At 70.1% G+C, this 20,393-nt stretch carries 18 protein-coding genes; 7 read left to right on the forward strand and 11 right to left on the reverse strand.

Annotation, left to right across the window (positions count from 1 at the left end):
- Positions 1 to 100: 100 nt before the first annotated feature.
- On the reverse strand, positions 101 to 919 hold the full coding sequence (locus tag SLW56_RS16840) for a CDP-diacylglycerol diphosphatase (protein ID WP_295911460.1): 819 nt from the start codon (positions 917 to 919) through the stop codon (positions 101 to 103).
- 475 nt (positions 920 to 1,394) lie between these two features.
- Here SLW56_RS16840 and SLW56_RS16845 point away from each other — a divergent pair, with 475 nt between their 5' ends.
- Positions 1,395 to 2,846, forward strand: a complete 1,452-nt coding sequence (locus tag SLW56_RS16845) for a S10 family peptidase (protein WP_320695229.1) — start codon at positions 1,395 to 1,397, stop codon at positions 2,844 to 2,846.
- 232 nt (positions 2,847 to 3,078) lie between these two features.
- Here the strand turns inward: SLW56_RS16845 and SLW56_RS16850 are convergent, their stop codons facing one another.
- The gene (locus SLW56_RS16850) at positions 3,079 to 4,200 is read right to left on the reverse strand and encodes an inorganic phosphate transporter (RefSeq protein ID WP_267093980.1); all 1,122 of its coding nucleotides are present in this window, start codon (positions 4,198 to 4,200) and stop codon (positions 3,079 to 3,081) included.
- Between the two features lie 85 nt (positions 4,201 to 4,285).
- Positions 4,286 to 4,912 (reverse strand): DUF47 family protein, encoded by a 627-nt coding sequence (locus SLW56_RS16855; protein ID WP_017911076.1) that lies wholly within the window; start codon positions 4,910 to 4,912, stop codon positions 4,286 to 4,288.
- 258 nt (positions 4,913 to 5,170) lie between these two features.
- Here SLW56_RS16855 and SLW56_RS16860 point away from each other — a divergent pair, with 258 nt between their 5' ends.
- Complete coding sequence (locus tag SLW56_RS16860; protein WP_152238037.1) at positions 5,171 to 6,514, forward strand: hemolysin family protein; 1,344 nt, start codon at positions 5,171 to 5,173, stop codon at positions 6,512 to 6,514.
- Positions 6,498 to 7,160 carry an exopolysaccharide biosynthesis protein gene (locus SLW56_RS16865; RefSeq protein ID WP_152238038.1) on the forward strand — a complete coding sequence of 221 codons (663 nt, stop codon included), beginning with the start codon at positions 6,498 to 6,500 and terminating at the stop codon, positions 7,158 to 7,160. The genes SLW56_RS16860 and SLW56_RS16865 overlap by 17 nt, the downstream gene beginning before the upstream one ends.
- A 32-nt stretch (positions 7,161 to 7,192) precedes the next feature.
- Here the strand turns inward: SLW56_RS16865 and SLW56_RS16870 are convergent, their stop codons facing one another.
- Complete coding sequence (locus tag SLW56_RS16870; RefSeq protein ID WP_148829894.1) at positions 7,193 to 7,381, reverse strand: hypothetical protein; 189 nt, start codon at positions 7,379 to 7,381, stop codon at positions 7,193 to 7,195.
- A 202-nt stretch (positions 7,382 to 7,583) separates the two neighbouring features.
- Positions 7,584 to 8,582: an LLM class flavin-dependent oxidoreductase gene (locus SLW56_RS16875; protein ID WP_267081540.1), complete on the reverse strand. Its 999-nt coding sequence runs from the start codon at positions 8,580 to 8,582 to the stop codon at positions 7,584 to 7,586.
- Between the two features lie 557 nt (positions 8,583 to 9,139).
- On the opposite strand from SLW56_RS16875, the gene SLW56_RS16880 reads away from it, so the two are divergent.
- Positions 9,140 to 9,946, forward strand: coding sequence for a glucose 1-dehydrogenase (locus SLW56_RS16880; RefSeq protein ID WP_152181119.1), 807 nt, complete (start codon positions 9,140 to 9,142; stop codon positions 9,944 to 9,946).
- A gap of 133 nt (positions 9,947 to 10,079) precedes the next feature.
- On the opposite strand, the gene SLW56_RS16885 is transcribed toward SLW56_RS16880, so the two are convergent.
- Complete coding sequence (locus tag SLW56_RS16885) at positions 10,080 to 10,817, reverse strand: sulfurtransferase (protein ID WP_267099409.1); 738 nt, start codon at positions 10,815 to 10,817, stop codon at positions 10,080 to 10,082.
- Positions 10,818 to 10,933: 116 nt separating this feature from the next.
- Positions 10,934 to 11,299: a DUF6164 family protein gene (locus SLW56_RS16890; RefSeq protein ID WP_150408955.1), complete on the reverse strand. Its 366-nt coding sequence runs from the start codon at positions 11,297 to 11,299 to the stop codon at positions 10,934 to 10,936.
- A gap of 67 nt (positions 11,300 to 11,366) precedes the next feature.
- On the opposite strand from SLW56_RS16890, the gene SLW56_RS16895 reads away from it, so the two are divergent.
- From SLW56_RS16895 to SLW56_RS16905, 3 genes are all read left to right on the forward strand, one after another.
- Complete coding sequence (locus tag SLW56_RS16895) at positions 11,367 to 11,810, forward strand: FKBP-type peptidyl-prolyl cis-trans isomerase (protein WP_267086843.1); 444 nt, start codon at positions 11,367 to 11,369, stop codon at positions 11,808 to 11,810.
- A gap of 13 nt (positions 11,811 to 11,823) precedes the next feature.
- Complete coding sequence (locus SLW56_RS16900) at positions 11,824 to 13,083, forward strand: TIGR03862 family flavoprotein (RefSeq protein WP_320695230.1); 1,260 nt, start codon at positions 11,824 to 11,826, stop codon at positions 13,081 to 13,083.
- Positions 13,084 to 13,223: 140 nt separating this feature from the next.
- Positions 13,224 to 14,681, forward strand: a complete 1,458-nt coding sequence (locus SLW56_RS16905) for a serine hydrolase domain-containing protein (protein WP_320695204.1) — start codon at positions 13,224 to 13,226, stop codon at positions 14,679 to 14,681.
- A gap of 31 nt (positions 14,682 to 14,712) precedes the next feature.
- Here SLW56_RS16905 and SLW56_RS16910 read toward each other — a convergent pair whose 3' ends face one another.
- The 4 genes from SLW56_RS16910 to SLW56_RS16925 all read right to left on the reverse strand — a co-directional run bounded on the left by SLW56_RS16910 (position 14,713) and on the right by SLW56_RS16925 (position 20,323).
- Positions 14,713 to 16,899: a diguanylate cyclase gene (locus tag SLW56_RS16910; protein ID WP_320695205.1), complete on the reverse strand. Its 2,187-nt coding sequence runs from the start codon at positions 16,897 to 16,899 to the stop codon at positions 14,713 to 14,715.
- A 139-nt stretch (positions 16,900 to 17,038) separates the two neighbouring features.
- Positions 17,039 to 17,203, reverse strand: a complete 165-nt coding sequence (locus SLW56_RS16915) for a hypothetical protein (RefSeq protein WP_295911447.1) — start codon at positions 17,201 to 17,203, stop codon at positions 17,039 to 17,041.
- 57 nt (positions 17,204 to 17,260) lie between these two features.
- On the reverse strand, positions 17,261 to 18,883 hold the full coding sequence (locus SLW56_RS16920; protein ID WP_320695206.1) for an FMN-binding glutamate synthase family protein: 1,623 nt from the start codon (positions 18,881 to 18,883) through the stop codon (positions 17,261 to 17,263).
- Between the two features lie 150 nt (positions 18,884 to 19,033).
- Positions 19,034 to 20,323 (reverse strand): nucleotide sugar dehydrogenase, encoded by a 1,290-nt coding sequence (locus tag SLW56_RS16925; RefSeq protein WP_267113771.1) that lies wholly within the window; start codon positions 20,321 to 20,323, stop codon positions 19,034 to 19,036.
- Positions 20,324 to 20,393: the final 70 nt, after the last annotated feature.

Here is a 20,393-nt window from a genome sequence, read left to right on the forward strand (position 1 = left end):
CCGTCGGGACTGAAGTCCCTCCCACAACATCCCTGCCTGCGCGCCGCACGACCGGCGGATGCCGTCAGTTGCCTGCGCGACATTGACGCCGCCTGGGCCCTCAGCCACGCGCAGGCGCCGCCGGCACCACGCCGGTACAGTCGTGATCCTGCAGTTCCTCCGCACCGACCCCATCGCCGGGAAGCGCGGTGGCGGCCAGCACCACGAAGCCGGGACGGCCATCGAACTCCGCGCCGACCACCGCCAGGGTCTGGTGCACCATGCTCTGCTGCGGCGGCAGGCTGCGCGCCAGCAGCGTCAGCGGATTCGCATCCAGTTCTTCGCCCTCCACGCGCATCGCCCGATAGGCGTGACCGTGCAGCGGCTGCGGCAACGGCGCCCAGGTAGGGCCGATCGACGCCTGCATCGCCTGCAACTGGTCGCGCACCTGCGGCGCCAGGCAATCGATATGGACATGCAACTGGTCCTGCGAACGCGCCGAGGGCGGGTTGATTGTCAGGCTGGTCAGTTCGCGCGGCAGCGGCCGGTTCAACAGCCGCTCGACCCGGGTGCGCGCCTGCCAGGCCAGGCCCAGCCAGTTCGGCGCGCCGGCGGCACGCGCGCGCGGATCTTCGATCCCGCTCACCGGCACCGTCGGAATCAGCAGGTACTGGTAGTCGCCGCGCAGGTCCTTCATCAAGGCATAGCGTTGGCCTGGCTCGGCATGCACTTCGCTGCAAGGGGCCGGATCGGCGCCGGCGCGCGCCTGCGGCAGGCAGCGCGTGCTCAACAGCCGCCACAGGCGCTGGCGATCGTGGGCATGCGGATCGTGCGCCGCCGGCGACTCGGCCACGGACGGCGGCGCTGGCACGCTGGCGCAGCCGGCCAGCAACACCGCCAGGAACAGGCTTAGCGGCAGGCGAAAACGAAGGACGGGCATGCGCAACGGACCGGACACGGGACGGACCGGCGATTGTAGCCAGCGCCGATGAACCGGCATGACTAGGGCGTGTCACCCATCCCCGAGCATGCCGCGCCGCGATTGCGCGTGCCTGTGGCAAGGAAGAGCGAGGAAGTGGACGTCCGTCCACGCCCGAGCGATGACGCGGCCACGGGCGCGCGCAACCGCGGCCCTTCGGGTTGGGCCTGGCAGGCGCGCTGCCGGCGCCGCGCGGCTTGACCTGACGGCCAGTCAGGCGCTGCGCCACGCAACGCCGGCAACGCGCCTGCCAGACCCAACGCGGCATACTCGGGGATGGGTGACACGCCCTAGGCCGCGCCGCCACCGACCATGGCTTTGTGCACATCCGCCGCGCCGACGCCGCGGCCTAGCATGCCGGCTCCCTTCCTGCGAGCGACCGTCCGTGCCGACCTTCCCTTCCGTGCTGCTGGCCGTGCTGCTGGCGGCGATGCCGATGACCGCGGCGCTGGCCGCCGATGCCGATGCGGGCAATGCCGACAAGGGCGACAAGCCCGCCGCCGCCGAACCGGCGCCGCTGCCGGCCGACGCGCAGACCAGCCAATCCACCCAGCTCGACGGCCGCACCCTGCGCTACACGGTCAAGGTCGGCACGCTGCCGGTGAAGGACAAGCAGGGCAAGGTCGTCGCCGACGTGGTCTATACCGCCTACACCATGGACGGCAAGGACCGTCCGGTCACCTTCGCGCTCAACGGCGGCCCCGGCGCGGCCTCGGTGTACCTCAACCTGGGCGCGATCGGGCCGAAGGTGGTGGCGTTCGGCAGCGAGGGCGACAGCGCCTCGGCGCCGGCGCAGCTGCGCGACAACCCCGGCACCTGGCTGGACTTCACCGACCTGGTGTTCATCGACCCGGTCGGTACCGGCTTCAGCCGCTCGCGTATCCCCGACGAGCAGGCCAAGAAGCAGTTCTACAACCCGCAGGCCGACATCGAGTACCTCTCGCGCACCATCTACGACTGGCTGCTGAAGAACCAGCGCCTGCAGTCGCGCAAGTACCTGGTCGGCGAGAGCTACGGCGGCTTCCGCGGCCCGCGCATCACCCACTACCTGCAGACCAAGCTCGGCGTGGCGATGAACGGCGTGGTCCTGGTCTCGCCGTATCTGAACCCGACCCTGGACGACAACGGCGACGTCTCGCCGCTGCCGTGGATGCTGACCCTGCCGTCGATCGCCGCCGCACGCCTGGAACGCGAGGGCAAGCTGACCCCGGAAGCGATGCGCCAGGTGATCGACTACACCCGCGGCGACTACGTCACCGCGCTGCTGCGCGGCCGCTCCGACCCGGCCGGCACCACCCGCATGATCCAGCAGGTGACCGCGATGACCGGCCTGGACCCGGCCTTCGTGCGCCGCGCCGGCGGCCGCCTGGAGACCCAGGCCTACCTGCGCGAGGTGTTCCGCGACAAGGGCGAACTGGGCAGCCGCTACGACTCCAACGTCACCGCCTTCGACCCATTCCCCAACGCCCCCGAGCAGCGCGCCAACGACCCGCTGCTGGACAGCATCATCGCCCCCACCACCACCGCGATGGTCGATTTCGTGACCCGCGTGGTCGGCTGGAAGGTCGACGCCCGCTACGAGGCGCTGAACTACGACGTGAACCGGCTGTGGGACTGGGACGACGAACTGCGCAAGGGTTCGGTGACGCAACTGCGCCAGTCGGTGGCGATCGACCCGAAGCTGCGCGTGCTGATCGTGCACGGCTGGAACGACCTGTCGTGCCCGTTCATGGGCTCGGTGCTGACCGTGGACCAGATGCCGGTGATGGGCAACGACCCGACCCGCGTGCAGGTCAAGAACTACCCCGGCGGCCACATGTTCTACAACCGCGCCGACAGCCAGCGCGCGTTGCGTCAGGACGTGATGGCGATGTATCGGGCGAATTGATGGGAATGGGGAATTGGGAATGGGGAATCGCAAAAGCGGTTCCCCATTAGTCGAGACAGTTCCTCGATCTGCGCGGTTCGGGGGTGTTTCGCGATAGACCTATGCAATTGCCTGCGGCACTCGTTGCAGCAGGAGGAACATGGGCGCATCAAGACGGCAACATCGTCACCAAGCGCGGGGCGTCCACGCTTTTACGATTCCCGTTTCCCTATTCCCGATTCCCGGCTCTTCCTCACACCCACCCAGCCAAGGCGAATCCGCGGAAAATCAGATACGCCACGCCGGCAGCGGCCGGGATCGTCAGGATCCAGGCCCAGACGATGCGTTCGATGACGCCGAAGCGCAGCGAGCGCGGATTCTTGGCGAAGCCCACTCCCATGATCGCGGTGGAGATGCTGTGGGTGGTGGACACCGGCATGCCGAAGTGCGCGGCCAGGGTCAGGATCGTGGCCGAGCTGGTCTCCGCGGCGAAGCCGTGGATCGGATGCAGCTTGACCATCTTGTGGCCCAGGGTCTTGATGATCTTCCAGCCGCCCGAGGCGGTGCCGGCAGCCATCACCACCGCGCAGGTCAGCACGATCCAGGTGGCGATGCCCTGCCCCTGGCTGGCGTCGGGATGCAGGAACGCCAGCCACGACGGCAGGTCGTCCAGGGCGCCGGTGCTCTGCGCGCCGATCAGGGTCATGGCGATGATGCCCATGGTCTTCTGCGCGTCGTTGTGGCCGTGCGCATAGCCCATGTACGCGGCCGAGGCGATCTGCGCCTTGCCGAAGAAGGCATTGACCCAGCGCGGCCGCGCCAGCCGCCCGAGCGGACCGCCCAGCCTGGCCAGGCCGGCGATCGCCGCCCACAGCAGCAGCATCACCGCGATGCCGAGCAGGAAGCCGGCGATCGGCGAGGTGACCATCGGCACGAACACCTTCCACAGCAGGCCCTTGTTCTTGGCCCAGTCGCCGAGGTTCTGCGACCAGATCAGCGCGCCCCAGTTGTTGTGCGCGGCGGCCAGGCCGGCGCCGCACAGGCCGCCGATCAACGCATGCGAGGACGAGGACGGCAGGCCCTTCCACCAGGTGATCAGGTTCCAGACGATGCCGCCGAGCAGCGCGCACAGCACCACCTGCGGGGTCACCGCGATCACGTCGGTGTTGAGCAGGCCGGAGGCGATGGTCATCGCCACGGCGGTGCCGGTCAGCGCGCCGACCAGGTTCATCGCCGCGGCCAGCATCACCGCCCAGCCGGGGCTGAGCACCTTGGTGGCGACCACCGTGGCGATCGAATTGGCGGTGTCGTGGAAGCCGTTGATGAACTCGAACACCAGCGCCGCCAGGATCACGATCAGGACCAGGGTCAGCATCGGCGCGCCTCCACGCACGCGGCGGCGGCGGCCGGCGCGCGCAGGGCGCCACGGCCGCGCAGGCAGCAACTCCGCAGCGCGTCCATCAGGAGTTCTTCAGCACGATCTGGTAGACCACCACGCCGGCCTCGCGGCAACGGTCGATGGCCTTCTCCAGGATTTCGAAGAACTCCTTGAGCAGGAACATCTGCAGGTTGTCCAGGCGCCCGGAGTAGATGTCGCGGTACAGCTCCAGCATCAGCCGGTCGGCCTCGTTCTCCAGCGAGCGCAGCTTGTCGTTGAGCGCGCTCATCCGGTCCAGGTTCATGTGGCGCAGGTCGTGGACCATCTCCACGACCACCGCCGCGGCCTGCTCCAGCATCGCCGAGCGCGGCGCGAAATCGATGTGCTCCAGGTGCTGGATCGCCAGCGAATAGCGATCGGCGAACTTCTCCACCTGCTTGGGGATCTTGTACAGGGCCGAGCCCAGGGCCTCGATGTCCTCGCGCTCGATCGGGGTCATGAAGCTGTCCACCAGCGCCTGGCCGATCTTGTCGGACGCGGCGCGCTCGCGCAGGCGCGCCAGCTTGAAGCCGTCCAGCGCCGGCTGCCGGTCGGACTCGCGCATCATCGCGTGCAGGGCCTTGGTGCTGTCGTAGGCGGCCTGTGCCGCCTCGTCGAGCAGGGTGTAGAACTGCTTGCCGGAACCGAAGATGGTCTGCAACGAAAACATGCAACGCGCTTCCCGCCGTCGCGGGGAGGACGGCACTGGGGCGGAATTATGACTGTTTGCTGACACCTGCGGGTAGTCGCGGCCCCGGGCCGGCCCTGGCGACGTCGGCGCGGCGTGGACGCGGCCCCCGCCCGGGTTTGTTACCATCGCCGCCGCGCCCTTCGCGGGCGCACCCTATGGACGACCACCCCACACCCCCTCCCCCGCGCCGCAATGGCGCCCATGTCCCCGCTTTCCTTGGCGCCAAGGAGCGCGCGCATGCTTGAACTGTTGATCGTTGCAGCCCTCATCCTGCTCAACGGTTTCTTCGCGATGTCCGAGATGTCGCTGATGACCTCGCGCAAGAGCCGGCTGAAGCAGATGGCCCAGTCCAGCACGCGCGCGGCCAAGGCGCTGGCGCTGGCCGAGAACCCCGAGCACTTCCTGTCCACCGTGCAGATCGGCATCACCGCCATCGGCATCCTCACCGGTACCTTCGGCGGCGAGGCCATGGGCGTGGCGATCGCGGCCAAGCTGCAGGCGCTGTTCCCGGCGCTGGCGGCCAACTTCACCCTGTTCGGCGATCCGCAGCCGTGGTCGGCGCTGATCGGCAAGACCCTGGCGATCGTGCTGATCACCTTCCTGACGCTGATCTTCGGCGAACTGGTGCCCAAGCGCCTGGCCCTGACCCGTTCGGAGGTCATCGCCGGCGTCGTCGCCATCCCCATGGGCTGGCTGGCCAAGGCCGCCGCGCCGTTCGTCTGGGTGCTGTCGCGCTCGACCCGGCTGGTGCTGCGCCTGCTCGGCCTGGGCAAAGAGGAGTCGGCCTCGGTGACCGAAGAGGAAATCCGCATGCTGGTGGCCGAGAGCCACGAGGCCGGCGTGATCGACGCGCACGAGCGCGACATGATGAACCGGGTCATGCGCCTGGGCGACCGCACCGCCGACAGCCTGATGACCCCGCGCAACCGCATCGCCTGGCTCGATGCCAACGCCGAGCCGCAGCGCAACCTGCAGGTGATGCGCGAACACGAGTTCTCGCGCTACCCGGTGTACCGCGGCAGCGACCAGGACATCGCCGGCGTGCTGGAGGTGAAATCGCTGGTCACGCGCATGGACGGCGACGCCACCCAGTTGTTCCAGAGCCTGCGCGACACCTTGTTCGTGTCCGAGTCCACCCACGCGATGAAGCTGCTGGAGATCTTCCGCGAAGAGCAGCAATCGATGGCGCTGGTGGTGGACGAGTACGGCGAGATCCAGGGCCTGGTGACGATCAGCGACTTGATGGGCGCGGTGGTCGGGCGCCTGCAGTCGGCCGACAACGCCGACGAGGACGCGCTGGTGGTGACCCGCGCCGACGGCTCGCTGCTGATCGACGGCTCGCTGGCGATCGAGGACCTGCGCGAACTGCTGGGCGGCGCCGAGCTGCCCAGCGCCGAGGAAGGCGACTACAACACCCTGGCCGGCCTGTGCATCTACTACTTCGGCCGCATCCCGCACGCCGGCGAGTTCTTCGACTGGGCCGGCTGGCGCATCGAGATCGTGGACCTGGACGGCGCGCGCGTGGACAAGCTGCTGCTGCGCAGGCTGCAGGACGAGAACAGCGATGACATCACCGGGTGACGCACCCGGCGGTGCGCCGCACGAGGGCGACCACGGCTACAGCGCCGAGGGCATCCGCACCCTGCTCGACACCTTCGTCCTCGGCGACCCGGACGAACACCTGCGGCTACGGCTGATCCTCGCCGACCTGCAGCAGAGCGCGTTCGGCGTGTTCCTGTTCGTGGCGATCCTGCCGGCGTTCCTGCCGGTGCCGGGCCTGGCCGGCGGCATCAGCGGGCCGCTGGTGACGCTGATCGGCCTGCAGATGCTGATCGGCCTGCGCAAGCCGTGGCTGCCGCGCTTCATCGGCGAGCGCGGGCCGCGCCGCCGCACCATGCAGCGCTTCGTCGGCCGCATCGCGCCGTGGCTGCGGCGCCTGGACCGACTGCTCAAGCCGCGCCTGCCGATGCTGGTCGATACCCTGCCGGCGCGCGCCTTCAGTGGGCTGCTGCTGATCGTGCTGGGGATCCTGCTGTCGCTGCCGATTCCGTTCACCAACTACGCCTTCGGCGCGATGCTGTTGCTGTTCGCGCTGGCGCTGCTGGAACGGGACGGCGGATTGATGCTGCTGTCGTGGCTGGGCAGCATCGCCGTGGCGCTGAGCCTGGGATTGGCCTCGGACCAGGTGGTCGACCTGGGCCGGGAGTGGATGCACAAGCTGCGCTGAGCGCACGCGGCAGTGGAGCGCCCGCTGCCCGCTTACTTCACCAGGTACAGTTCCGTCTCGCTGGCGAACACGTTGCGCATGTGCGACGGCCGCACGGACGCACCCTTGGCGGGGCGTTCCGGCGTCTGGGCGCGCAGGCGCTCCAGGCATTTGCTCATCTGTTGCAAGGCCGCCTCCAGTCCACATTCGTGCACCGGCGCCATCGGATGCTGTGCGTTCATTGCCGATCCCCCCTGTTCGCGTCAGTTGTACGGCCGTGTCCCGAGGCCGAACGCCACGCTGATGCGCGACGCGAAACGATGACATACCCGGGAAAATCAAGACATCGTGAAAGCGGTGCGCGGTGTGATGCCCATCAACGCAAATATGGCAATGAGCGCCCGCGCGCGTCTGCGCGTGTAGACACCCGCGCAGATACGCGCATCACGCGGCCGCGGCGACCTGCGTCCAGGCCTCCGACGCCAGTTGGAACGAGCGCAAGCGCGCCGCGTGATCGTGGATGTTGGCAGTCAGCAGCAACTCGTCCGGGCGGTGCCGCGCGACGAAGTCGGACAGCCCCTGTGCGACCGCGTCGGCATCGCCCAGCACCGTGCAGGCCAGTGCGCGTTCCACACCCAGCTTCTCGTGCGGCGCCCAGAACGCCTCGATGTCGTCGATCGGCGGCGGAATCAGCCCGGGACGGCCGCGGCGCAGGTTGACGAAGCTCTGCTGTTGGGTGGTGAACAGACGCCGCGCCTCGGCCGTGGACGCGGCGGCCACCACGTTCAGGGCCAGCACCGCATATGGCGCCTGCAGGCGCGTGGAAGCGCGGAACTCGCGGCGATACACCGCCAGCGCCTCGTCCATCGCATCCGGGGCGAAATGCGAGGCAAAGGCGAACGGCAGGCCCATCGCCGCAGCCAGGCGCGCGCTGAACAGGCTGGAGCCGAGCAGCCACACCGGCACCTCGATGCCGGCACCGGGCACGGCGCGCACCAGTTGTCCTTCCACGGCCGGCTCGAAATAGCGCAATAGTTCAGCCACGTCGTGCGGGAACTGGTCGGCACTGTCGAAGTAACGGCGCAACGCGCGTGCCGTGGCCTGGTCGGTGCCGGGTGCGCGCCCCAGCCCCAGGTCGATGCGACCGGGATACAGCGAGGCCAGCGTGCCGAACTGCTCGGCCACCTGCAGCGGCGCATGGTTGGGCAGCATGATGCCGCCGGCGCCGACACGGATGCGCCTGGTGCCGCCGGCCACGTGCCCGATCAACACCGCGGTGGCGGCGCTGGCGATGCCGGGCATGTTGTGATGCTCGGCCAGCCAGTAGCGGTGGTAGCCCCAGCGTTCGGCGTGCTGGGCCAAGTCCAGCATGTTGGCGAAGGCGGCGCTGGTGTCGCTGCCTTCGCAGACCGGGGCGAGGTCGAGAATGGAGATCGGCATCATGGTGAGGCGGGTTCCTGCAGGCGATGCCGACGAGATGGGGGCGCGCGGCGCCGCTTGCAGGGCGCGCAACCGGAACGCTGATTTGCGCTGGGTGTGGGTGTGGGTGTGGGTGTGGGTGTGGGTAGGAGGATGCTTGGCTGGCGGTCGTACCCTCACCCCAACCCCTCTCCCGGTGGGAGAGGGGCTTTGGCTTATCCCTTCTCCCCTCGGGAGAAGGTGCCCCGCAGGGGCGGATGAGGGTACGGGCGAAGCCCTCGCATTGTCAGATCCAGGCGGGCGCTGCGCGCTCCGTACCCTCACCCCACCCCCTCTCCTGGTGGGAGAGGGGCTTTGGCTTCTCCCTTCTCCCGCCGGGAGAAGGTGCCCCGAAGGGGCGGATGAGGGTACGGGCGAAGCCTCGTGTCGCCAAATCCGCGCGAGCGCTGCGCGCCGTACCCTCACCCCAATCCCTCTCCCGAGGGGAGAGGGGCTTTGGCGAACTGCACTACGGCGCTACCACGCCGGTTGCACGGTGCGCCGGCTACGCTGGCGCCCCCTGCTTTCTCCTGGTCGCCGCCATGCCGCTGATTCCATCGCCCGCCCCCGTCCCAGCCCTGCCCTTACGCGACCGTGTGGTGCTGGTCACCGGCGGCGCGCAGGGCATCGGCCGCGGCGTGGTGCAGGCAGTGCTCGGGGCTGGCGGCAATGTCGTGTTCGGCGATCTCGATGCCGATGCCGGGCGTGCCTGCGTGGCCGAGCTGGACGTCGGCGAACGCCTGCTGTTCCGTCGCGTCGACGTGGCCGCCGAAGCGAGCGTGCGCCGCTTCGTCGATGCCGCGCTGACCCGGTTCGGCCGCATCGATGGACTGGTCAACAACGCCGGGATCGCCGATCCGCATACCGGCCCGCTGGCGCAATTGTCGCTGCGCGAATGGAACCGGCGGCTGGGGGCGAGCCTGGGCGGTGCGTTCCTGTGCAGCAAACATGCCCTGCCGGCGTTGCGCGACAGCCGCGGCGGCGGCGCCATCGTCAACATCGCCTCCACCCGCGCGCAGCAGTCCGAACCGGACACCGAGGCGTACGCCGCGTCCAAGGGCGGACTGGTGGCCTTCACTCATGCGCTGGCGATCAGCGCCGGGCCGGCGGTGCGGGTCAACTGCATCAGCCCCGGCTGGATCGCCACCGACGCCTGGCGCAAGCCGAACGCGCGACGCACGCCCAAGCTGTCGCGACAGGACCATGCACAGCATCCGGTAGGTCGTGTCGGTACGCCACCGGACATCGGCGCGCTGGCGGTCTATCTGCTGTCGGCGCAGGCGGGCTTCATCACCGGCCAGGAATTCGTGGTCGATGGCGGGATGACGCGCAAGATGCAGTACGCCTGAGGGCGTGGGGATTGGGGAGTCGGGATTGGGGATTCGTTAAAGCGGGTGTTGCCTTACCTGACGGACCACGTGCATAGCTGGCAGCAACCCGCCTTTGCCAATCCCCAATTCCGAATCCCCAATCCCGCGGCAATCAGCCGCCCACCATCGGCCGCAACTGCGGATCCAGCGCCACGCGCTCGTCGAAGACGAAGCAGCGGCCGTCGTAGCCTTCGCCCCCCACTTCCTCGAAGTAGCCGAGGATGCCGCCGTCCAGTTGCAGCACGTTGTCCATGCCGTCGGCGCGCATCCACAGCGCGGCCTTCTCGCAGCGGATGCCACCGGTGCAGAAGCTGACCACGGTGGCGTCGGCCAGCGCCGCGCGATGCGGGGCCAGCGCTTCCGGCAGGTCGGTGAACTTGACGATCGGCAGGGTCAGCGCGCCGGCGAAGGTGCCGTAGGCCACTTCCTGCGCATTGCGCGTATCCAGCAGCACCACGCGCCGGCCGGCATCGTCGTGGCCCTGGCGCAACCAGCGTTGCAGCGTGGCCGGCGCCACCGCCGGCGCGCGCGCCGCCTCCAGCGGCGAGGCGGCGTCGCGGCGGAAGCTGATGATCTCCGGCTTGACCTTGACCTTCAGCCGCGCGAACGGCTGCTGCGCACTGGGGCTGGTCTTGATGCGCAGATCGGCGAAGCGCGGGTCGGCGCGCAGCTGCGCGTAGAAGCCGTCGATCGCCGCCGGCGTGCCGGCCAGGAACAGGTTGATGCCCTCGCCCGCCACCAGCACCGTGCCGCGCAGGTCGCCGTCCTGCGCCCAGGCGTGCAATTGCGCGGCGAGCGCGTCGGGGTCGGCGATGGCGACGAAGTGGTAGGCGGCGGTGTTGGCGATCATCGGCGCATTTTAGAGCCTGCGACGCACGACCGCTGCAGCAGCACGGTCCGCGCCTCCCGCGCACCGGCGCTTCGGCGAAGCGCGTCGAGGCATGCCCCCAAGCGCCAGCGTCGCCGCTAGCCGCGCAGCAACAGGAACGGCAGCAGCACCAGCGAGGCGACCAGCAGCATGCCCAGCAGCGTCGCCAGCACGAACAGCGGGCGCCGCCGCAGCAGGCTGGCGAAGGTCTCCGCGCTGCCGTCGCGCAGCGCCGCGGCACGCTCGGCGCGGGCGCGTTCGCCGCGCTGGGCCTGGTACTCGGCCAGCAGCGTCTTGGCCCGCGCCTGCTCGGCGTCCTCGCGCAACCAGATGCCACCGGCGGAGATGCCGAAGGTGCCGGCGCGGGTTTCGTAGTAGCCGATGCCGGCGGCGTCGAGCAGCGCGCAGACCTCGGCGCGTTCGTCGTCGGGCACGTGGCGCAGGTTGAGCAGCAGTTTGGCCATGCGCCGCATGATAGCCGCTGCGGCGATGCGCTACCCTTGCACGCCCTGCCCGCCGTGGACGTCCCGCATGCGCCGAATCCTGCTGCTGTTGAGCCTGTCGTTGCCGGCGTGGCTGCTGATTGGCTGCACCCCGCCGGGTCCGCCGCCCGGCGGCAGCATCGCCGCGTTCCAGGCCACCGACGAGCGCGTCGGCGACGGCGCCGAGGCCCGCCCCGGCAGCCGGGTCACCGTGCACTACACCGGCTGGCTGTACGACGAGCACGCCAAGGACAAGCGCGGCGAGAAGTTCGACGCCTCCGCCGACCACGGCCAGCCCTTCAGCTTCGTGCTCGGCGCCGGCCAGGTGATCCGCGGCTGGGACGAGGGCGTGGCCGGCATGCGCGTGGGCGGCAAGCGCCTGCTGATGCTGCCGTCGGACTACGGCTACGGCGCCAGTGGCGCCGGCGGGGTGATCCCGCCGGGCGCCTCGCTGGTGTTCGAGGTCGAACTGCTCGATGTCCAGCCGCGTTGAGCCGACTGCGCCGATGCCCGCCAGCAAGCACGCCGCGCCGGTGCGCGGCCGTCTCGCCATCGTCGGCGGCGGCCCGGCGGGGCTGATCGCCGCCGAGACCGCGCGCGCCGCCGGCGCCGAGGTCGACCTGTACGAGGCCAAGGGCTCGGTGGGACGCAAGTTCCTGATCGCCGGCAAGGGCGGCCTCAACCTGACCCACTCCGATCCGTTCGAGCGCTTCGTCGCCCGCTATCGCGAGCGCGCGACGGCGGTCGGCGAGTGGCTGGCCGACTTCGATGCCGACGCGCTGCGCGCCTGGGCGCAGGCGCAGGGCGTGGAGACCTACGTCGGCAGCTCCGGCCGGGTGTTCCCGCTGGACCGCAAGGCGGCGCCGCTGCTGCGCGGCTGGGTGCGGCGGTTGAAGGACGCCGGCGTGCGCTTCCACGTGCAGCAGCGCTGGCTGGGCTGGGACGCGGACGGCGCGCTGCGTTTCGCCGGTGCCGACGGCGAGCAGCGCGTGCAGGCCGATGCCTGCGTGCTGGCGCTCGGTGGCGGCAGCTGGCCGCAACTCGGTTCCGACGGCGCCTGGCAGGACACGCTGCGCACGCGCGGTGTGGAGGTCGCGCCGCTGCAGCCGGCCAACTGCGGCTTCGACGTGGACTGGAGCGCCTATTTCCGCGAACGCCACGCGGGAGCCCCGCTGAAGCCGGTGGTCGCGCACTGGCACGATGCGCAGGGCCAGGCACAGTCGCTGCAGGGCGAGTGCGTGGTCGGCGAGCACGGCATCGAAGGCAGCCTGATCTATGCGCTGGCCGCGGATCTGCGCGATTCCATCGCCGCACACGGCCCGGCCACGCTGTGGCTGGACCTGGCACCGGGCCGCGACCTGCCGCGGCTGCAGGCCGAACTGGGCAAGCCGCGCAGCGGCCGCAGCTTCGGCGAGCATCTGCGCCGCCAGGCCGGCATCGACGGGGTCAAGGCGGCGCTGCTGTTCGAGATCCTCGGCAAGCAGGCCGGCCAGGATCCGGCGCTGGCCGCGGCCACGCTCAAGCGCCTGCCGCTGACCCTGCTGCGCCCGCGCCCGCTGGCCGAGGCGATCAGCAGCGCCGGCGGCGTACGCCTGGAGGCGCTGGATGCGCAGCTGATGCTGCGGGCGCTGCCCGGCACCTTCTGCGCCGGCGAAATGCTCGACTGGGAAGCGCCGACCGGCGGCTACCTGCTCACCGCCTGCTTCGCCAGCGGCGTGCGCGCCGGGCGCGGCGCGGTGGCCTGGCTGCAACGCGCCACGCGCTGAGCGGCGCCGGCACGCGACTGGCCGGAATGGCCAGTGACCTTCGGGCCTGTCGTCGTCGTGGCCGCACGACGTATTCCTGCACGGACGTGGCGACCGCGGCTGTCTCGCGGTTCCAGCTCACCTCCCGCCTGGAGCGACGCATGCGTCCATCGATCCTGTTCTGCGCACTTGGCCTGGCCGGCAACGTCGTGGCCGCGAGCGCCGCACCCAGCGCCAGCCCGAAGATCCGGCAGGTCGAGCATGGCCTGTTGCCGGCCGTGGTCACCCAGGACCAGGCAGGCGCGCAGCTGTCGCTGCGTGGCCAGATGGACGCGCTGCACGTGCCGGGCGTGGCGATCGCGGTGATCCATCGCGGCCGCGTCGCCTGGGCCAAGGGCTATGGCGTCACCGCCACCGGTGGGACCGCGGTCGATGCCAGGACCCTGTTCCAGGCCGGCTCGGTGAGCAAGCCGGTGGCGGCGATGGCGGCCTTGTCCCTGGTCCAGGACGGACGCGTGGCGCTGGACGCCCCGGTCAATGCGCGCCTGACCTCGTGGACCCTGCCCGATTCCGCCGACAGCCACGACCATCCGGTGACCCTGCGCCAACTGCTGTCGCACACCGCCGGCACCAGCGTGCACGGTTTCGATGGCTACGCCCGCGGCGCCGCCGTCCCCACCCTGCAGCAGGTGCTCGACGGCCAGGCGCCCGCGAACTCGGCGCCGGTGCGGGTGGAGGCGCCGGTCGGGGTGCGCTACCGCTATTCGGGCGGCGGCTACACGGTGATGCAGCAGTTGCTGATCGACGTCGGCGGGCAGGACTTTCCAACGCTGCTGCAGCAGCGCGTGCTGGCGCCGCTGCGCATGCGCGCCAGCAGTTTCCGCCAACCGTTGCCCGCAGGCGATCTGGCGCACGCGGCGCAACCGCACGATGCCAATGGCGCGCCGGTGGCAGGCGGCCCGCACACCTACCCGGAACTGGCCGCCGCCGGCCTGTGGACCAACGCGCAGGACCTGGCGCGCTATGCGATCGAACTGTGCGCTGCGCAGGCCGGCCGCGGCCGCGTGCTGTCCGCCGCCAGCGCCCGCGCCATGATGACCCCGGTGCGGGACGGCTACGGCCTGGGCCTGAACATTGGCGGCGCCAGCGCGCGCAAGTACGCCTATCACGACGGTTCCAACGCCGGCTACAAGGCCACGCTGGTGGTGTATCCGCAAGGATGCGATGGCGCCGTGGTGCTGAGCAACGGCGACCAGGGCTACCAGTTGGGCCTGGAGATCGTGCGCGCCGTCGCCGCGGCCTATGCCTGGCCGGACTTCCAGCCGATCCGGCGCACCGCCGTCGCGCTGGACATCGCCGCGCAACGACGCTTCGTCGGCAGCTTCGCCATCCCCGAGCTGGGCACGTTCCGGATCCGCGAAGCGCAGAGCCGCCTGCTGGTGGAACTGCGCAAGGATCAGGCCTACCCACTGATTCCCGCGTCGGATCACGCGTTCTTCCTGAGCGCACAGGACATCGTCATCCGCTTCGATACGCCCGGCGATGCCGACCAGGGCACGCTCGACGCCGATGGCGGTCACTATCCGTTCCGGCGCGTGGCCGCGGACAGCGCACCGTAGCCAGCGCCGGCATCGCGCCGGCGGACCGCGCTCAGAGGGTTGCGATCTGCACCCGCGCCTGCGGATCGCGCTTGGCCACGTACATGGCCTCGTCGGCGCGCTGCGTCAGCAGCACCGGATCGAAACCGGGCCCGGCCTGCACGGCGATGCCGATGCTCGGCTGCAAGGGCAGGTGCCGACCACTGACCTCGCAGCCGTCCGCGCACGCCTCCATGATCCGCGCCGCGGCCGCCAGCACTTCGCGCCTGGCGTCGGCCAGGCCTTCCAGCAGCACCACGAACTCGTCGCCGCCCAACCGTGCGATGCTGTCCTGCCCGCGCAGGCAACGCTGCAGCAGCCGCGCGAAGTGCACCAGCAGCGCATCGCCGACGTGATGGCCGAAACGGTCGTTGACGCTCTTGAAGTCGTTCAGATCCAGGAACATCACCGCCACCTGGCCCTGGCTGCGGCGCTCGCTCATGCGTCGCCGCAGCGTCTGGTTCCAGGCCATCCGGTTCGGCAGCCCGGTCAATTCGTCGCGCAGCGCGCGCTCTTCCAGCAGCCGCGCCAACCGGGTCTGCCCGGTGATGTCGCTGATCATCAGGTGCAGGCCGACCCGCTGCGGCGCCAGCGCCACATCCGGAATGAGGCTGAAATGCATGATGCGCAGGGCATCGGCGGCATCGCACAACTCCGCATCGAACTGCGCCGGCACGCCCTGCAATGCCGCCGGCAGATGCGGTTGCAGCAAGGCCAGTTGCTGCGGGTCCAGCACCTCGTGCAGGCGGCGGCCGATGATGCGCTCCGGCGCCAGCCCGAACCATGCCGCATACGGCCGGTTGACGAACTGGTAGCACAGGTCGTGGTCGAGGTAGGCGATCAGCGCTGGCGCGTTGTCGGCGATGGTGCGCAGCTGCGCTTCGCTGTCGCGCAGGCGGTGTTCGGCCAGATGCTGCTCGGTGATGTCCTGGATATGGGTGACGAAGTGCAGCGGACGCTGCTGTTCGTCGCGCACCAGCGATACCGAAAGGCGCGCACGCACGGTGTGGCCGTCGCGATGGCGGTAGCGCTTTTCGCTGCGGTAGTCGCTGCGGCGGCCGGCGATCAACGCGGCCACCTGTTTCATGTCCTCGGCCAGATCTTCGGGATGGGTCAAATCCTGGAAGCGCAGTTCCAGCAGCTCCGCGCGGCTGTAGCCGAGCATCGCGCACAAGGCGTCGTTGACGTCCAGCCAGTGCCCTTCCAGCGACACCAGCGCCATGCCGTGCGCGGCCGCCGAGAAGGCGCCGGAGAAACGCTGCCCCGCCAGCAGCGCCGCATGCGACGCCGCGCGTTCGACGCTGACGTCGCGCATCACGCACACCGCGCCCAGGCTGCGCCCATCGCCGCCCTCCAGCCGTTCCGCATTGCACAGCACGCTGCGCGGCGCCTGCCCCTTGGCGGCGATCACGATCTCCGCATCGCGCACCGATTCGCCGCGCCAGGCACGGACCAGCGGCACTTCCTCGCTGGTCAGCGGGCGCCGGCCGCTGGCGTCGAACAGGTCGAAATATTCCGCCCACTGTTCGGGCGGCAAGGCGCGCGGATCGGCGCCATGCCACTGCCGCGCCACCTGGTTGAACTCGCCCAGCGTGCCATCGGCCAGGCACGACACCACACCGTCGGGCATGGTTTCCAGCAGCAGGCTCAGCGTCTTGGCCTGGTCGTGGGCGATGCGTGCGTCGCGGCGCGCCTCCAGATGCGCGGTGACCTGCCTGGCCAGGCGCTGCAGAGCTTCGCGCTGGCGAGCGTCCAGTTGCCGCGGACGGGTGTCGATCACGCACAGGGTGCCGTAGCTGTAGCCCTGGTCGCCGACCAGCGGCATACCGGCATAGAAACGCAGGTGCGGCGCGCCGCACACCAGCGGGTTGCCGGCGAAACGCGGATCCAGCGTGGCGTCCGGCACCTCCAGCAACTGCGGCTCCAGCAAGGCATAGGTGCAGAACGCCATCTCGCGCGGATACCCGGTGGTGCCGGCGGGCAGGCCGCAACTGGCCTTGAGCCATTGCCGGCGCTCGTCGATCAGCGAAATCAGCGCGATCGGCGCCTCGCACAACTGGCTGGTCAGCCAGATCAGGTCGTCGAACGCCGGTTCCGGTGCAGTGTCCAGCATCCCTAGCTCGGCCAGCGCGCGCAGGCGCTCGGCTTCGTCGACGGGCAGCGGCGCGGGAACGACGTCGGGGACCGAGAGCTGATTCATGCGCGGCACGCTGAGAAGGAAACGGCACGATAACGGACGGCGGCAGCGACGGCGAGCATGCGTGACCGATGCGGCGATGCAAAAAAGCGAACGCCCCGCCCCGCCGCCGTCACAACGCACCGGTTGTGGGATGCCTACCTCACGGCACCGCCAGCGCGGCGCGCTTCTCCATGAACACACAATCGAGGGCGATCCCGCTGGGATGGGGGTAGGCTCCCTCGCGCAGCACGGCATAGCCCTGCGCAAGGTAGAACGCCACCGCATTCAGCGCCGCGGCGAGATGGATGCGCGGACACGGCGCCAAGCGCTGCTCCAGCGCCTGCAGCAGGCGCCGGCCGCAACCGCGCCGACGGCGCCTTGCTCATTGCGACTTGCTGTCGCGCAGGCGGCGGATGCGTTCCGGCGGCTGGAACGAATCGCTGCGCGCGTCGCCCCAGTAATCGTGGAAGACCGCATGGTCGGGGACCGTGCGCAGCAGTTCGCCCGGCTCCAGGTAGCGGTACAGCGAGGCCAGCGAGCGGATCTCCACCTGCGAGATGCGGCGCAGGATGTGCTCCGGCCCCAGTTGCGACGGATGCGTCAGCCCGGCGGCGCTGAGCAGTTCGCGCAGGGCCTTGAGCGTGTTGGCGTGGTAGTGCGCGACCCGGGTGGCCTTGTCGGTGGGGTCCAGGTGCTGCCAGCGGCGCCGGTCCTGGGTGGCGATGCCGGTCGGGCAGCGGTCGCTATGGCAGCTCAGCGACTGGATGCAGCCCAGCGCGAACATGAAGCCGCGCCCGGCATTGCACCAGTCCGCGCCCAGCGCCAGGGTGCGCGCGATGTCGAAGGCGCTGGTGATCTTGCCGGCGGCGCCGAGCTTGATGCGCTCGCGGATGTCCAGCCCGACCAGGGTGTTGTGGACCAGCAGCAGGGCTTCGTGCATCGGCACGCCGACGTGATCGATGAACTCGGCCGGCGCCGCGCCGGTACCGCCCTCGGCACCGTCGACGACGATGAAATCCGGATACAGGCCGCTTTCCTGCATCGCCTTGGCGATGGCGAACCACTCCCAGGGGTGGCCGATGGCCAGCTTGAAACCGGTCGGCTTGCCGCCGGACAGTTCGCGCAGACGCGCCACGAACTGCAGCAGTTCCAGCGGCGTGGTGAACGCCGAATGCCGCGACGGCGACACGCAGTCCTGGCCAATGGCGACGCCGCGGGTGGCGGCGATCTCGGCACTGACCTTGGCCGCCGGCAGCACGCCGCCGTGGCCCGGCTTGGCGCCCTGCGAGAGCTTGATCTCGATCATCTTGACCTGCTCCAGCGTGGCGTTGGCGACGAAGCGCTGCGGGTCGAAGCGCCCCTCCTCGTCGCGGCAGCCGAAGTAGCCCGAGCCGATCTCCCACACCAGGTCGCCGCCGCACTCGCGGTGGTAGGGCGAGATCGAGCCCTCGCCGGTGTCGTGGTAGAAGCCGCCCTGGCGCGCGCCGGCGTTGAGCGCGCGGATGGCGTTGGCCGACAGCGCGCCGAAGCTCATCGCCGAGATGTTGAACACGCTGGCCGCGTACGGCTGCGCGCAGCCGGCGCCGATGGTCACGCGGAAGTCGTGGTCGGCGATCTCGCTGGTGGCCAGCGAATGGTTGATCCATTCGTAGTCCGGCGCGTAGGTGCTGCGCTGGGTGCCGAACGGCACCACGTCCATCACGTTCTTGGCGCGCTGGTAGACCAGGGCGCGCTGCTGCCGCGAGAACGGCGCCTCCTCGATGTCGCTCTGCAGGAAGTACTGTCGCATCTCCGGGCCGACCGATTCCAGGCCGTAGCGGAAATGCGCCAGGATCGGATAATTGCGGCGCAGGGTGCTGCGGGTCTGCAGCAGGTCCACGGTGCCCAGCACCGCCAGCACCGCGAAGGCCGCCACGCCCCAGCCCCACAGCGGCCAGATCGCGCACAGGGCGATGGACAGCGCCAGCAGCACGCAGCTGGCGATATAGGCTAGGTAGCGGTGCATTGCGGTCCTCGCAGGCGTCGTAAGCCGGCGAGTGTAGAGGGTGTCGCGGTCATGGCGTTGCAACCGCCATCGGGGCCGCTTGGCGCAGGTACAGCCAGCGCATGCCAATGCGCCGGTGACACCAGACGGTACGCGCGCCCGAGAACTGCGCTACAGCCGGTCGTCCACCGCCGCGCGCGGCCACACCGACTTGACGTCGTAGACCACCAGATCGGGCGTGCCGAGCGCGCGGATCTGCGCTGCGTCCAGGTCGCGGTAGGCCGCGTGCGCCACCGCCAGCACCACCGCGTCGTAGCGGCCGAGCACCGGTTCTGGCAGCAGCTCGACGCCGTGCGCCTGCGCCTCCTGCGGATCGGCCCAGGGATCGCAGGCATCGACGCGGGCGCCGGCCGCGGCCAGCGCCTGCACCAGCTCCAGCGCGCGGCTGTTGCGCAGGTCCGGGCAGTTCTCCTTGAAGGTGACGCCGAGCACCAGCACGGACGCATCGGCCATCGCCACGCCCTTGCCGGCCAGCAGCGCCTGCACCCGCGCAGCGACGTGCGCGCCGACCCGGTTGTTGACCTGGCGCGCGGTGTGGATCAGATCCGGGTGGTAGCCCACGCTCTCGGACTTGTGCAGCAGGTAGTACGGATCCACGCCGATGCAGTGGCCGCCGACCAGGCCCGGCCGGAACGGCAGGAAGTTCCACTTGGTGCCGGCCGCGTCCAGCACGTCCTGGGTATCGATGCCGAGGCGGTCGAAGATGAGGGCGAGTTCGTTGACCAGGGCGATGTTGACGTCGCGCTGGATGTTCTCCACCACCTTGGCCGCCTCGGCCACGCGGATCGACGGCGCGCGCCAGGTACCGGCGGCGATGATGCCGGCATACAGCGCGTCCACCGCATCGGCGGCGGCCGGGTTCGAGCCCGAGGTGATCTTGCGGATGTCGGCCAGGCGCCGCTGGCGGTCGCCGGGATTGACCCGCTCCGGGCTGTAGCCGCAATGGAAGTCGACGTCGCAGCGCAATCCCGAGCCCTGCTCCAGCAGCGGCACGCAGACTTCCTCGGTGGTGCCCGGGTAGACGGTGGACTCGTAGATCACCAGGTCGCCGCGCTTGAGCACGCCGGCCAGCAACTCGCTGGCCTGGCGCAGCGGCTGCAGGTCGGGCTGCTCGTGCGCGTCGATCGGGGTCGGCACGGTGACGATGTACACGTTGCGGTCGCGCAGCGCCGCCGCGTCGTCGCTGTAGCGCAGGTGCACGCCGGCGCGCAGTTCCTCGGCCTCCAGTTCCAGGGTCTGGTCGTGCCCGTCGCGCAGTTGCGCCACGCGCTGCGCATCGATGTCGTAGCCGAGCGTGTCGTGGCGGGCGCCGAACGCCACCGCCAGCGGCAGGCCCACATAACCGAGGCCGATGACGGCGATGCGCGGCGGCGCGGAGTCGAGCACGGGAGCAACGGGCATGCCAGTCCTTTGCGGGCACCAGCGGCGGCGGCCGTCGGCGCGTGAGGGGGAAACGGGGTGCCCGCGGACG

The sequence above is a fragment of the Xanthomonas sp. LF07-6 genome (assembly GCF_034105445.1).
Classification (GTDB): Bacteria; Pseudomonadota; Gammaproteobacteria; order Xanthomonadales; family Xanthomonadaceae; genus Xanthomonas_A; species Xanthomonas_A sontii.